Below are 14,519 nucleotides of genomic sequence, written 5' to 3'. Positions count from 1 at the left end.
GCGACGACCTTCGACTCTTGTTGATAAAAAGCTGAGCCCGACGAGCTATCAATTGTGTCATTCCGCGTCCGATAAACGCTGTCAATTATTTTAATTCTATTGACTAAAGAATTGGTTGCGGGAGCAGGACTTGAACCTACGACCTTCGGGTTATGAGCCCGACGAGCTACCAACTGCTCCATCCCGCGTCCGATAAACGCTGCTTCGTTACCTTTTAGCTACATGCCTGTTGGCGTGTTGACTAGTCTGCTTCAAAGCGGGGCGAACTATAGCGATCTCGATTTAGCATTGCAAGTAAAATCGACTTCTTTATATTTGTTTGCTGGTTAATTAAGCGAGTTGTGCTGCAAGCAGTTGATATTGATCATTTCCAGTTCAATTTGAACAATTTATCGCCCCATTTCGATAAGTCGTTGGGGATATGTGTTTGAACAGGTATAATGCTGCACTGAATTTTTGTGCAACGATGACTGACTAATACATGTTTAATTTTTTTGCTGCTGCCCCTAAGGGTTTTGAATATAGCCTTGCCTCAGAATTGAAAGATTTTGGTGCTACCGATGTTAAAGAAAGTGTTGCTGGAGTGTATTTTTCTGCACCGCTTGAATTGGCATACCGAATCACCTTATGGACTCGCTTAGCGAGCCGTGTTGTATTAGTTATTTATAAAGGGGCATGCGAATCTGCCGAACAACTGTATAACGCAGCATATTGCATAGATTGGCCGTCACACTTTTCGCATAAAAAAACCTTCAGTATTGATTTTCATGGCACTGGTGGTTTCATTAACAATACCCAATTCGGCGCGCTTAAAATTAAAGATGCGGTTGTAGACCGTTTTCGTGATGATGGCTCAAGCCGCCCAGATGTTGAACGTGTTAACCCAGACTTTAAAATTGACGCGCATTTTCGTAATGGTCAATTAACCATCTCGATGAACTTTTCTGGTGCGTCTTTACATCAGCGTGGTTATCGCTCAACTACGGGCGAAGCGCCATTAAAAGAAAATCTGGCTGCAAATATGCTCGTGCGCAGTGGTTGGCAAGCCAATCAAACCACTATTTTGGATCCATTTTGTGGTAGTGGCACGGTATTGATTGAAGCCGCATTAATGGCTGCCGATATCGCTCCAGGCTTAAAGCGTGAAAAGTTCGGATTTGAAAACTGGCAAAGTCACAACAAAGCAATGTGGCAAAATGTATTAGATGAAGCTCAAGCCCGTGCAACATTAGGTAAAACCCGCTGTAAGGTTAAGTTTTACGGTTCAGATATTGAAGCGCACCTCGTTGCTATTGCAAAACGCAATGCTGAAAATGCAGGTGTGGCAGATCTCATTGAGTTCACTGTATCTGATGCCTTAGCTGTTTCACCACCAGTCAGTGAAGGTTTTTTAATTTCAAACCCGCCTTATGGTGAGCGACTAGGTAATGTCACTGAGCTTTTACAGCTTTATTACCAATTAGGTGATAAATTTAAAAAAGAGTTTGGCGGCTGGAAAATAGCCATGTTGTGTAGCGATATTGAATTATTATCATCGCTAAAGCTTAAAGCTGACAAGCAGATGAAAATGTTCAACGGCGCCCTCGAGTGCGCGTTTAACATTTACACACTGCATGCAAAAAGTACCCGAAGAGAAGCGGTGACATTACCCGATGGTGTTGATATTGCCGACATTGCTCCCGCATTTGTTAATCGAATTAAAAAAAATCTTAAACAGCTTGATAAATGGGCTAAAAAAGAGCGCATCGACAGCTACCGTATATACGATGCAGACTTACCCGAATATAACGTCGCTATTGATAAATACGTTGATTACGTGGTCATCCAAGAATATTCAGCGCCAGCTACTATCCCAGAAGCTGTGACCAAACGCCGCATTAGCGATGTATTGTTGGCATTACCTAGTGCATTAGGTATTCATCCAGATCGGGTGACACTCAAAACCCGCGAGCGCCAAAAAGGCACAAGTCAGTATCAAAAATTAGATGAGCGTAAAGTTGAAGTCATCACCCAAGAATACGGCGCCAGATTTAAACTTAACCTAACGGGGTACCTCGACACAGGCCTATTTTTAGATCACCGCGTAACCCGTAAATTGGTGGGTGATAAATCTAAAGGTAAACGCGTACTCAACTTATTTGCTTATACAGGTTCTGCTTCTGTGCATGCCGCTATTGGTGGGGCAAAATCGGTTACTACCATCGACATGTCAAACACCTATATTAATTGGGCGAAAGAAAACTTCGCGCTAAATGGGTTGTCTGGGGCTAAATACGACTTTATCCAGGCCGATTGTTTGCAGTGGATAAAAGATAACAGCCAGCAGCAATTTGATCTGATATTTATTGACCCGCCAACATTTTCTAATTCAAAGCGTATGGAAGACAGCTGGGATGTACAGCGTGACCATGCCGAAATGTTAGCTGGATTAATTAAGTTACTTGCCCCAAATGGTGAGCTTATTTTCTCTAATAACAAACGTAAGTTTAAGATGGATATTGACGCGTTAAACCAAGTAGGCATCAGCGTGACCAATATTGACCATTTATGCTTACCGCTTGATTACAAGCGTAATCCGCATATCCATAATGTGTGGTTACTAACCCATGCCAAGTAGTGTATTGCCTTACACTCTTTATCACACAGACGGTTGCCATCTGTGTGATATTGCGTTGGCACTCATTAAGCAATCTGGTATTGATTTTCAACACGTTGACATTTGTGACGACGCCGCTTTAGCCGCGCGTTATGGCATTAGCATTCCAGTGCTAGTGCAAGATGACCGTGAATTATTTTGGCCTTTTGATGCCACACAATTACAAGAGTTTATAGGAGTTTAGATTGAGTCTGGTTCGGATAAATAATGGCTCGTTAGCCTATGGTTACACTCCTTTACTGCATAATGCAGACTTTACTATTGAGCCGGGCGAGCGTGTTTGTATTGTTGGCCGCAACGGTGCAGGTAAGTCTAGCCTAATGAAAGTGTTATCAGGTGATGTTTTACTCGATGATGGCGAATTTAACATTGCCAATGATGTTAACGTTAGTCGCTTACAGCAGGACCCACCAAAAGCAGAAACGGGATCTGTCTATTCTTATATTTCTGCAGGTTTAAAAGAGATTGGTGAGGCACTAGAACAATACCATCAATTATCGCATGATGTTGCCGAAGCTAGCCCTGACGATATGGAGCGCATGCTAAACCAAATGCAGCGTATTCAGGAAGTATTAGACCACAATAATGGCTGGCAATTAGATTCGCGTATTATTCAAAACTGTCAATTGTTGGGGCTTGATCCTGATAAACCGCTAAATGAATTGTCGGGTGGTTGGCAGCGTAAAGTGGCTTTAGCCCGTGCTTTAGTGGTTGAGCCTGATTTATTACTGCTTGACGAACCCACCAACCATTTAGACATCGACACGATTGAATGGTTAGAGCAATTTTTATTGGGCTTTAAAGGTGCCATTGTATTTGTGAGTCACGACCGTGGCTTTATTCAACGCATGGCGACCCGAATCGTCGACTTAGACCGTGGCGTTGTGACCTCTTGGCCTGGTAGCTATCAAGCTTATTTAGATGGTAAGCAAGAGTGGTTACGTGTTGAAGCAGAAAAAAATGCCCATTTTGATAAAAAATTGGCTGAAGAAGAAGTCTGGATCCGCCAAGGTGTTAAAGCACGTCGTACCCGAAATGAAGGCCGCGTTAGAGCATTAAAAGCCTTACGTGTAGAGCGAAGTGAACGACTTAATCGTCAAGGTAATGCCAAAATGGCCGTGTCTGATACTGAGCGCTCAGGTAAATTAGTCTTTGATGTTAAAAACGTTAACTATAACCTGCCAGATAAAGACTTAGTCAAAAACTTCAGCACCACAGTTATGCGAGGCGATCGTATTGCGCTTATTGGTCCTAATGGTTGCGGTAAATCAACATTAATTAAGTTATTGATTGAAAAACTACAACCTCAATCGGGTGAAATTAAAGTCGGTACAAAGTTAGAAGTCGCATACTTTGACCAGTATCGCGAAGCGCTAGATCCTGAAAAAACCGTTGAAGAAAACGTTGGCGAAGGCAAAAGTACCGTGACGATTAATGGTCAAGACCGTCATATTTTAAGCTACTTACAAGACTTCTTGTTTTCACCGATGCGTGCCCGCACACCGGTTAAAGCACTTTCTGGTGGAGAAAAGAACCGATTATTACTCGCAAGGTTGTTATTACGGCCTGCAAACTTAATTATTCTCGATGAGCCAACAAACGATCTTGATATTGAGACGTTAGAGTTGTTAGAGTCACTGCTCACCGATTTTGAAGGTACCTTGTTGATCGTTAGCCACGATAGAGCATTTATCGACAATACCGTAACCAGTAGCTGGTGGTTTGCCGGTAATGGACAGTGGTCAGAATACGTGGGCGGCTATCAAGATGCGATTTCTCAAGGTGCTAAATTTTATTCTGAGGAACCTGTAGCAGCTACTGTTGTCCAAACGACACCAGTTGTTGAAACAAAACCTGTAAAAGCACCTGAAAAGCCAACTAAAAAGCTTTCTTATAAATTACAAAAAGAGTTAGACGCGCTTCCAAGTCAAATGGAGCAACTCGAGCAAGAGATTGAAACACTGCAACAACAGATCAGCAATGCTGATTTTTACAGTCAACCAGCAGACACTGTTAATAAAACTCTGAAATCATTAGCAGAGAAAGAACAAAATTTAGAGCTGTGCTTCCAACGCTGGGAAGAACTTGAGTCACAGAAGTAAAGCATAATAAAACAGGAATGGTTACATGAAGTTAAAGTTTGATAAAGCCTTGTCACTCGTCGCGATAGGCGTATTAAGTGTTATCGGTTCGGCACAAGCCGCCTCTGTGTACGAAATTGTTAACATTGAAGATTATGATTTAAATGGTACGCTTGACGGTACTCGCAATGGCTATGCTATGGCGGTGAACGACGAAGATGAACTTGTTGGTATTTCAAAAGGTAAAAACAAGCTCACAATCGACGACGTTGATGATTCTGTGATTGATATCGAAGATGGTATTACTGCAGCTGAATCCATCACATATTCTGTTTACTCTGAAATAGAAGCAAACAACTTTACTTTTATTGCCAGTGATAATGCTTCTGTTGGCGCTTGGGTGCCTGAATTTTTTAGTATGGCCGATACATTTGACCCAGCCAGTACCGAAACAGACTCTGACGATGAATTAATCGTTAACGATGTCGATACCTTTTTTTATGGTATCAACAACAATGGCGTTAAAGTTGGTGCTTATACAGGTGAGCAATTAACATTAGATTATGAAGGCACCAGCACCACGCAAGAGTATTTTTATTATCGCGAATTTGAAATGCGTGGTATCGCAGTAAAAAATGGTGTGGAATATCCGTTACTGCCAGCGTACACAACTTATGAGCGTGAGCAAACCGCAGATGTTGATGCCGCGACAGTTGAGGTGGGTGGCTGGTCACTTGCGTCTAGAGTAAACAGCAATAATGAAGTTGTGGGTTACGGCAGTACTGCTCTGGCTTCATCAAGTGAAACTCGCATCGATAATTGCATAGAAGATGCAGAAGATACTGATGCAGACAATCCTATTCCAACAGATATCTGTGTCCAATCATGGCAATATCCTGATGATAATGGCACTCGCTATATTCAATATCAAACTCGTGCTTTTGTATGGGATCTTGATAATTTAGATGAAGATGGTTTACCTGAGCGCACTGAACTGCCACTTGGATTAACGCCTGATGAAGATTCAACACTCATCTTTAGCGCTCAGGGGCTAGGAATTAACTCTGATGGTGATGTCGCTGGCCGTTCGCACGTATATCGTGATGGCGACGAAGACGATTTATATTTCGATGCCGCTTACTGGAAAAAAGACGCTAATGGTGACTACCAGTACAACTGGGTCCCCATGGACGATGATGTTTATTACTCAATCGCTTACGACATCAACGACTCTGGCATCTTAGTTGGCAGTTACAGCAAGTATATCAGTGGTTATTTACGCAGTAAGTTTTTTACACTGGACACCAACAACCCAGAAGAAGGCATTATTACGCCTAACGACTTCCAAACGTCGTTGTCTGACTTAAGCAGTAAGCCTAAAGACATCAACAACAAAGGTCAGGTTGTTGGCTATATTGAGTCATCATACGATAAAGAAAAGCCTCGTCCTAAAGTGGGCTTTTTATATGACATGACCACGGCTGAGTTTGTTAACTTAAATGATCAATTGACATGTGAGTCAAAAGGTTATGAAAGAAACACCGATGGTGATTGGGTTCGTCATACTGTGAGTGTTCAAGACGGTACAGGTGAAATCCTGACTTACAATACCGAAATATCAGTAGTAGAAGCCAATAGCATTAACGAAGACGGTACGATTGTCGGCACAGGATTTATTTTAAAACCTGAATACCAATATGACAGTAACGGCGATTTAATTATTGGTGAAAACGGCCTACCTTTGTTTGAACTCGATGGTAACGGTGATCCGGTTACATCTTATCTACCGCGTATGGTGGTTTTGAAACCTACAGCAGGTGAAGCATGTTCGACATCGGACGCAGTAGAAGACGTTGACTACGAGCGTAAAGGCGCAGCAAGCTTTGCTTGGTTATTTACATTACCTTTACTATGGTTGCGCCGTAGAGTGAAAAAGTAGTGTTAAGCTGGTCTGCAGTCTAATTGAAATTGTAGAACCACACTCATCAAAAAAATCGAGGAATTATTCCTCGATTTTTTTTAATTGTATTCTCAATACCTTAATAAAAAATCCATAAAAGGGTCATTTTTTGTTTGATTTCGGTTAAAAAAACGTCTATTTCTATATTTACGGCTTCAGATTTTTCCCGTCAACCAGAAGCCTGCAAATGAAGAGGACGCATGCATGAAAAGACAGAAAAGAGATCGTTTAGACAGAGCATTTTCAAAAGGATTTCAGGCCGGTATAGGAGGGCGCTCAAAGGAAGTTTGCCCTCACTCTAATCTTGACTCACGGTCTCAGTGGCTTGGCGGATGGCGAGAAGGTGTTGATGGCCGGCTCAGTGGCTTATTTAATAAATAATACCAATTCCAGCAATTATCTGGTCATTCAGCGGGAATTCTGTGTCTTCTAGGCAAGTAATAGGATTGTAGGCATAGTTGCTCTCGACAACTGCTCCTGCGTTGTTCTACCTCCTGCATCCATGCAGTCGTACGTCAAAATGCTATTAAGCAGTATAGAAGGCACAGAAACCCGCCTTGTAGGAGACACTCATACTTTCCATTTCTGTGTTGCATCGCCTTAAAAGGGAATAACCATTCTTTCAACAATGCGCCTCAAACTGAAAAGTCTGAGTGGCTCTGATTGGCCACATAATTAATGGAAATGGTATAATACCTAACAAAATGCCCTCAATAAGAGGGCATTGTTATCACTACTAAAGGTTAACCGCAAAAGTCGAGTGATAAAAAGCAAGATTTAGAACGTAGAGGTATCGCTAAAAATACCCACTTTTAAATCTGTTGCAGAGTAAATTTGACGGCCATCGACTTCCATTGTTGCATCAGCAATACCCATGACTAATTTACGATGGATTTTACGTTTAATATTGAGTTTGTAGGTGACTTTTTTCGCATCAGGTAATACCTGGCCAGTAAATTTGACTTCACCCACACCCAGTGCACGACCTTTTCCTTCAGCGCCTTCCCAACCTAAATAAAACCCAACAAGTTGCCACATTGCATCTAGTCCTAAACAGCCCGGCATGACAGGATCTGTTTTAAAGTGACAGTCAAAAAACCATAAGTCTGGAGTGATATCAAGTTCGGCAACAATTTCACCTTTACCAAATTCACCACCATCTTCATTGATGGTAATGATACGGTCAATCATCAACATATTATCTACCGGTAACTTAGGTCTGTTAGGGCCTAATAAATTACCGTTACCACAGGCGATAAGTTGTTCTTTAGTGAAACTGTTAGCTTTTTCCATTTAATTATTTACCACTCTTTCAACTATTAATCCCAACAAGATAGCGAACACGTGTAAGCTAAACAACTCCGATCACTATATAATCCGTAACCTTGCTAACAATTTAGCAAAAAAGTTAAGCTCCACTTCTTCATCATCTTGCCCTGCCAACTTGTCTAAACGTTGTTGTACTAAACCATAAAGGGTATCTGCCGCAAAGTCATTGTCTTCATTTGCAACACCTGCTGGCATTTGCATTAAAATCTCTACAGCTTGATCCATATGTTCTATTGCATGGATATGGAACAAGCCTTTGTTTACAGCCTCAATCACCGCTGGGTCTAAATTGAGTTGTAACACGTTTGCCTTAGGAATAATGACACCTTGCTCCCCCGACAGTCCACGACGTTGGCACAGAGTATAAAAGCCTTCTATTTTTTCATTCACTCCACCAATCGCCTGCACATTGCCAAATTGGTCTAATGCGCCGGTTACCGCAAGACTTTGTAAAATAGGTTGTTCAGCAATCGCAGACATTAAGCAGCAATATTCTGCTAATGAAGCGCTATCGCCATCAATCTCTTGATATGACTGTTCAAAAACGATATTGGCATTAAGATGTAATGGTGCATCACGCCCAAAAATGCGATATAAGCAGGCCGATAAAATCATCATGCCTTTTGCATGAATATTGCCACCAAGCTCAGACTTTCTTTCAATGTCGGCGACTTCACCGTCACCATAATGCACCGAAGTAGTGATCCGTGCCGGTTCACCATAGGTATAATCACCCGTATCAATTACGGTAAGGCCATTAATTTGCCCAACTATAGCGCCTTTAGTTGGCAGATTTATGAAATTATCATCAAAACTCTGCGCCGAATACAGCTCGGAACTATTATGGCGAAATTTGAGTTTTTCTAACGCTTTGGCAATCGCAGCAGCATTTAATGATGATTTTCCGGCATAAGCCTTGGCTTGGGCTAACAACTGCTTTATTTCAAGCATGTTTAAACTTAAGCGTTGCTGATGCTCCACAAGACGAGAGCTAAACCAAAATAATGGCAATAAACTGGACGCTTCTAACTCAACTGACTCTGCCTTAGCCAATACATTAAGCCATTGTATATATGAAGATTCTGGATGTTGTGTCAAGTCTACTTCGTTACTCATCTCTGCAAGTAATGGAAAGTGGCGAATAAATTGACGATCATCTAATCGTAATTGACTGTAAGCATTCCCAGAACCGACGAGAATAATTTTACAATTGATAGGGATCGGAGCAAGCTCATTATTAATTCGGTAATAACCATCATGAAGGATTTGCATTAACAAATCCCATAAGTTTTCACGTTGCCAAATCGACTCCAAGCAAATAAAGACCAGATGATTCGTCGCTAAAGCGCCCGGTTTATAAACACTGCTTTTATCGGTTTTTACCATTTTGCCTAATAAATCCGCACGACGAAGTGTGCCCTGTAAATAGCAATACAGCGATTCTTGTTTTGCAACAATCCCGACCTGTTGAGGAGGTAATGTTGCTTGCCATTTAAATTGAACTTCAGACTCGTCAGATAATTGTTTAGCAGCAACTAAATAGTGATTAGACGGCGTATCAGCCTGTGACACCAACGCTTTAATAAACAAAGGTCTATCAACACCAGGAAAATCACCCAAAAACAAATGTTGCGTATCTATTTTGGTCATCAGTTTAAATGCATCAACTGCACGCTCTTGCCCAAGCAATAAATGGCTAGGGAAAAAAGCCGTAGTTGCAGTTTTTGGTAAATGATATTGAGGGGCAAGTTTAGCGCTAGGCAATAACGTTGGGTTCATAGAGTAATAATCGGGCCATGGCAACGAAAAATAATCTAAGGATATTATCATAAAGCACTGTAAAAGCCTTAGCTGAATCTAAAGCAAGTTCGAATATGCAGTCTATTGATCCCTAAATATGTATCACGACGAAACAAGATGGCCAAAAATCATCAGTTGAGGCTGATTAAATGCTATACAGTTAAGTGTTTTTTTTAAATTTATGGTTTACAAGTAAACAAGTTACTTATATTATTCACGCCGTTCGGAGGGATGGCAGAGTGGTCGAATGCACCGGTCTTGAAAACCGGCAACGGTTTACCCCGTTCTAGGGTTCAAATCCCTATCCCTCCGCCATATTTATCGAGAAAGCCTCATCAGAAATGATGAGGCTTTTTTGTATTTGTAACATTTGAACCCACGGGTTCCTGTTTATCAAAGCAAGCTATCACTCAGCCATATTTAAAAGTGAAAAAGCCATTGATAATCAATGGCTTTTTTGCTTTCTAGCATCTGGCTTATGTTTAAGATAGGGCACATTCTCAGGAAAACGGATGACTGAGACATATGTACTTATTTCGCGCCACAAATTGTACCTATTATACCCGCATGGTGTTGCCTGCTTATCTGCGTGATAAAGGCTTCTCTGCCGACATCAAAGTATCCCTGCTCACTAAACAGCGCTCAATTGCGATAGGCCGTAACCTTGTCGTTGCGGGTATCTTACGACCATTAATCAGCAACTTAACGCCACAATCACAGCCTGATGAGTTTAAAACTCAGGTTAATGCGTTGATTAATGATGCCCGAGCAGGCTTTGTTGGGGAAAACGATACGCTTGATGATAACGCCAAGCCTGTGCGAGAAGTCATTCAGTTTATTCCTACTCGACCAACGTAATTAGCACATAATAGTGCGACATGTGACAATTATCCCTCACCAACAAACTTGGCGTTATCAAAAAGTCCGGGTAGTAAAAAAAAACAAATTCAGTCGCTAACGTCACATTGTCGGATGCACTAATCAAGTTTATTGCGTCTAAACAAAAGCAGTCTGTCTCAGTGTTAACGGTAAAGCAGCTTAATCAACGTATAGGCCGCTTTATTGAAAGAACCCACCTAGATGATGTATTCGACATCACTAGCGCTGAGGCGATTGAATACAAGGATTGCTTGCTCGAAGAAGGTCGAAGCCATAAAAGTAATAAAGACTACTTAGCAGCGGTGTCACAGTTTTTCAAATGGTGCAAACTGATGCGCTACACCAGCGCCAACCCGTTTGATGAAGTGAAGCTATCAAAGCCAAGTAATCAAGCAGGGCATGACCTAGCGCGATTACGCTGGCAGCCCAGCCAGATAAAGCAGGTAGTGCATTCAGCTGCCTTTATCGACAAAAGCGCTGACTTTAAATGGATAACGCTATTGATGATGTACAGCGGTTTTCGCCCCGCAGAGGCTTGCCAGCTACACAGTAACGATATAACCATAAAAGATGGCATAGCGATAATGAGCGTGACTAATGAAGGTGAAGGACAACAACTTAAAAATGACCAATCAAAACGCACTTTGCCCATACACCAACAACTGATTGAACTGGGGTTTATGGACTTTATAAAACAACACCAAGACCGTTCATCAAAAAATCAGCCAATATTCAATTACCAACCCAGCAAAGACGGCATTTGGTCACACACCTTTTGCCGCGAGTTTGGCAAATTACTAGACCAACTCAATTTTATCGCAGGTAAGCGACCTACAGCTTATTCATTCCGTCACACCTTTATCGATGAGCTGAAACAACTGCAAATAGAAGAATCGATGGTGGCACAGCTTGTTGGACACGTTTATCACAACATCACTTATGGACGTTACGGTAAAAAGTTTGATATCAAAACGCTCAAGCCAGTGGTGGATAAAATCAACTTTGAGTTGAGTTTGACAGTACAGCGATTAATACTTAAATGCAATGTTTAAAAATGCTATAAAAATCATTCCTGTGGCGGATAATTTTAACGGAATTAGTGATATCGTGATGCTCGAATCATTAAAATGAGTTTTGACATGAATATAAAGTGTGTTATTGAGGCAATTACGGTTTTTGATCTTAATTTCAAGAGACCTGGTATTGATTGTTTAAAAGAATGTTTTTCATCTATAGACATAACTGAGCAAAATTGGGCATCACTTTGGGCAGAAGGTGGCTACCTAAGGGAATTAACAAATGAGCCATGTGTTTATTTCTTTTTTGACGGAGTCGGTGAGCTTAAATATATAGGTAAAGCTGAAGTGCTCGGTTATCGTTTCGGAGCTCACTTTTCTAAAGGATCAAAATGGTCTGGACTTATTAAAACCATAGGTATTTTGGCAGTACCAAAAGAGTCTTGGTTCGAGATCGTCGCAATAGAAGCTTACCTAATTGATTTTTTAAAGCCCTCTGAGAATAAACTTGGAAAAACCAGTAGAAGAATCTAAATTGTTGAGTCACTAGTTCATCACTTGCCGAGGCGATATGAGGAACGAATACCGCTAGTCGGTCACTAGCGGTATCTTTAAAGGCTTTTTAATACCGCTTATCAACAAAAATAATCACTAAAAACGATAAAAAACCGCTCAGAAAAAACGAATTTAGCTCCGATTTTTTCACCATAGCATGACAACTTTACCTAATTTTGACCACATTCCAAGCGTATTTCCAAGCCCAAAAATCATCAAGTCTATTGACCATAAAAACCGCCAGAATGTCATAAACAGCAAAGAACAAACAAAAAGGGTGGATAACACTAAGCGTGGTATAAATAACTGTAAATGTTTCGCTACAGCAGAGAGCGAGCGGTTTTTGCGATATTTGTATTTGCCACTTTAGGAGAGCAAAAAATGTACAAAGTGTTGCTGTATTTAATTATTAGCTTTTTTATGCCCATAAAAATGCAATTAAGCGCGTACAGGAGCTGTTTTTTAGCCTAATTGGCTGATTTATCACATCGACAATCTGTTATTTGAGTATTGATAACAACAATGAAAAGCCTTCAAGATTAACCCACTTAAAAAGTGGGACCAGTACGTAACCCGGTACGTAACCATCCCACTTTTTGTTCCAAAAAGGTCGGATGGTTACTCGGGCAAGGGGAGTACCCCTTTGAACCCCATAGACACATGCTGCGCATGTTAAAAATCAAAAGCGTTAAAGACAAAAGAATCATCACCACTTTTATATGGTCTGCACTGTTTTTATGTACAGTTATAATGGAGTTTCATCAATTTATGATAAAAATTGATTGAAAATCGTTCTTTAGTTGTATCGTATTAAAAATAGATAAATCATAATCTTCTGATTTTATTCGCTTTAATTTTTATTACCGTCAAGGCATATCTTACTTTACGCGCAAGCTCGGTTTGTTTTTGTTTGTTAGGCACAATTAATTGCTTTACTTCAATAAGATAGCAAATGTAGGATATTATTAATCAATAAGTTAAGGGACTGACTTTACTGCGCAAGCCCTTCAATAAGCTGTTAGGTGCACTATGAGATCATCGCTCTTTTTCCTACTAACGATGTTGGTTTCATTCAATTCAAATGCGACATCAGTCTTTTGCAGCCCTAAGGAAAATGGAAGGGTTGACTCTGATATCATGTTAGAAATGCAAAAAGAAGATAGCGGCTACGTATTTTTTCTTTCCATTCCTTCTAAATACAAAAATTTTGAATATAGTGGTGCAATGGTTATGTCAGGTGCCTACGACTCACCAGATCTATATTTCTTTCCAGAACTAGAGAAGAGCGACGATGGCTATTTCTATTCAAGCTTATTTTTCTCTAAACAAGAATTGCAGCAGCCTGTGCTAGTCGCAGAGTATGGGAATTACTGCATCGGTGATGGTTATGAAATTGTATTCAGTTTTAATAAACTAGAGTGAAGCACCTAACAAAAAACTGTTGGCGCTCACTGCGTTCGCTGGGACACAAACACATGGGCTCCCTTCGCTTCGCTCGTTATTATAGCCCATGTATTTGTGCCCCAAAGTTGGGCGTTAAGCTACACGAGTAACAAATGAAAATAGTCTTTGGAGCTGTGCTAATGATTTGGAGTATTTTTACTTTTGCTAAAGACTATCCTGAAGTCATAGTTGCTCAGGAAGACGGTTTCGTTGATCTTCAATTTAAAATATCGTCATTGAAAAAATTACAATCTGGCAATACGGAGTTTGTGGTAAAAGGAACTTTGAATCATAAAAATGTTGGTTTTGCTATAGAGCTTCTTCCTAACTGGGATCCAAAAAAGATTGAAGGTTTTGAGCAGCCGTTCTGTTGGGGCGCTGCAATCTTTAAGGAAACAGGACCGGAAACTTCTGCATTTATAGTTGCTCTATCTAATTTGTACGGAAATCAAATAAAGCACGCCGAGGCGCATCCATTTGTTCCAGCCGAAGCTGTTGGCCTTGCGTGCAATCCGGAAGACATTCTTAATACGCCATGCAAAATGAAATTGTTCTTTAATTCCGACTCCGACGAATCTTTGTATTCCGAAGTATTTTTGAATGTTGACGTTTCGGCCAAAATTCTAGAATTAAATGAAAAAGACAATGAATATAGAGTTCCTCTTATAAAGTCGCTAACAAAGTAAGCTTAACACATATGAGCCTTCCTCCAGTCAATAGGCGAGCCTAACTTATTTGACTGCTTTTGCAGTCAAATAAAAATCAATCAACAAATTCATCTACTTCGTCTGTCATTTAGC

At 40.7% G+C, this 14,519-nt stretch carries 12 protein-coding genes and 2 tRNA genes; 11 read left to right on the top strand and 3 right to left on the bottom strand.

Going from position 1 to position 14,519, the window contains the following annotated elements:
- Positions 1 to 112 precede the first annotated feature (112 nt).
- Positions 113 to 188, bottom strand: a tRNA-Met gene (locus tag L2703_RS18645).
- Positions 189 to 481: 293 nt separating this feature from the next.
- Between L2703_RS18645 and rlmKL the strand changes: the two genes are divergently transcribed.
- The 5 genes from rlmKL (at position 482) to rmf (ending at position 7,078) form a co-directional block, all read left to right on the top strand.
- The gene (gene rlmKL / locus L2703_RS18640; protein ID WP_248972525.1) at positions 482 to 2,617 is read left to right on the top strand and encodes a bifunctional 23S rRNA (guanine(2069)-N(7))-methyltransferase RlmK/23S rRNA (guanine(2445)-N(2))-methyltransferase RlmL; all 2,136 of its coding nucleotides are present in this window, start codon (positions 482 to 484) and stop codon (positions 2,615 to 2,617) included.
- Entirely contained in the window at positions 2,607 to 2,840 is a 234-nt protein-coding gene (locus L2703_RS18635; RefSeq protein ID WP_248972524.1) for a glutaredoxin family protein, read from the top strand. Before rlmKL ends, L2703_RS18635 begins: the two co-directional genes overlap by 11 nt.
- Before the next feature lies 1 nt (position 2,841).
- A complete protein-coding gene (locus tag L2703_RS18630; RefSeq protein ID WP_248972523.1) occupies positions 2,842 to 4,758 on the top strand; it encodes an ABC transporter ATP-binding protein in 1,917 nt (638 codons plus the stop codon).
- A 25-nt stretch (positions 4,759 to 4,783) separates the two neighbouring features.
- A complete protein-coding gene (locus tag L2703_RS18625) occupies positions 4,784 to 6,676 on the top strand; it encodes a DUF3466 family protein (RefSeq protein WP_248972522.1) in 1,893 nt (630 codons plus the stop codon).
- 225 nt (positions 6,677 to 6,901) lie between these two features.
- Positions 6,902 to 7,078: a ribosome modulation factor gene (rmf, locus tag L2703_RS18620; protein ID WP_188739826.1), complete on the top strand. Its 177-nt coding sequence runs from the start codon at positions 6,902 to 6,904 to the stop codon at positions 7,076 to 7,078.
- 396 nt (positions 7,079 to 7,474) lie between these two features.
- Here rmf and fabA read toward each other — a convergent pair whose 3' ends face one another.
- Together fabA and L2703_RS18610 are read right to left on the bottom strand one after the other, a co-directional pair.
- Positions 7,475 to 7,990, bottom strand: a complete 516-nt coding sequence (fabA, locus tag L2703_RS18615) for a bifunctional 3-hydroxydecanoyl-ACP dehydratase/trans-2-decenoyl-ACP isomerase (protein WP_248972521.1) — start codon at positions 7,988 to 7,990, stop codon at positions 7,475 to 7,477.
- A 75-nt stretch (positions 7,991 to 8,065) separates the two neighbouring features.
- Positions 8,066 to 9,805 carry a S16 family serine protease gene (locus L2703_RS18610; protein ID WP_248972526.1) on the bottom strand — a complete coding sequence of 580 codons (1,740 nt, stop codon included), beginning with the start codon at positions 9,803 to 9,805 and terminating at the stop codon, positions 8,066 to 8,068.
- Between the two features lie 246 nt (positions 9,806 to 10,051).
- On the opposite strand from L2703_RS18610, the gene L2703_RS18605 reads away from it, so the two are divergent.
- The 6 genes from L2703_RS18605 (at position 10,052) to L2703_RS18580 (ending at position 14,405) form a co-directional block, all read left to right on the top strand.
- Positions 10,052 to 10,141 (top strand) — tRNA-Ser (locus L2703_RS18605).
- 210 nt (positions 10,142 to 10,351) lie between these two features.
- Positions 10,352 to 10,684 carry a hypothetical protein gene (locus L2703_RS18600; RefSeq protein WP_248972520.1) on the top strand — a complete coding sequence of 111 codons (333 nt, stop codon included), beginning with the start codon at positions 10,352 to 10,354 and terminating at the stop codon, positions 10,682 to 10,684.
- Between the two features lie 107 nt (positions 10,685 to 10,791).
- Positions 10,792 to 11,757, top strand: coding sequence for a site-specific integrase (locus tag L2703_RS18595; RefSeq protein ID WP_248972519.1), 966 nt, complete (start codon positions 10,792 to 10,794; stop codon positions 11,755 to 11,757).
- An 87-nt stretch (positions 11,758 to 11,844) separates the two neighbouring features.
- Positions 11,845 to 12,255 (top strand): GIY-YIG nuclease family protein, encoded by a 411-nt coding sequence (locus L2703_RS18590; RefSeq protein WP_248972518.1) that lies wholly within the window; start codon positions 11,845 to 11,847, stop codon positions 12,253 to 12,255.
- Between the two features lie 1,158 nt (positions 12,256 to 13,413).
- Entirely contained in the window at positions 13,414 to 13,698 is a 285-nt protein-coding gene (locus L2703_RS18585; protein WP_248972517.1) for a hypothetical protein, read from the top strand.
- Between the two features lie 134 nt (positions 13,699 to 13,832).
- Complete coding sequence (locus L2703_RS18580; RefSeq protein WP_248972516.1) at positions 13,833 to 14,405, top strand: hypothetical protein; 573 nt, start codon at positions 13,833 to 13,835, stop codon at positions 14,403 to 14,405.
- Positions 14,406 to 14,519: the final 114 nt, after the last annotated feature.

The sequence above is a fragment of the Shewanella basaltis genome, assembly GCF_023283885.1.
Classification (GTDB): domain Bacteria; phylum Pseudomonadota; class Gammaproteobacteria; order Enterobacterales; family Shewanellaceae; genus Shewanella; species Shewanella basaltis.
The sequence above is the reverse complement of the archived record's forward strand: the minus strand, read 5'-3'. Positions and strand labels throughout refer to the sequence as shown.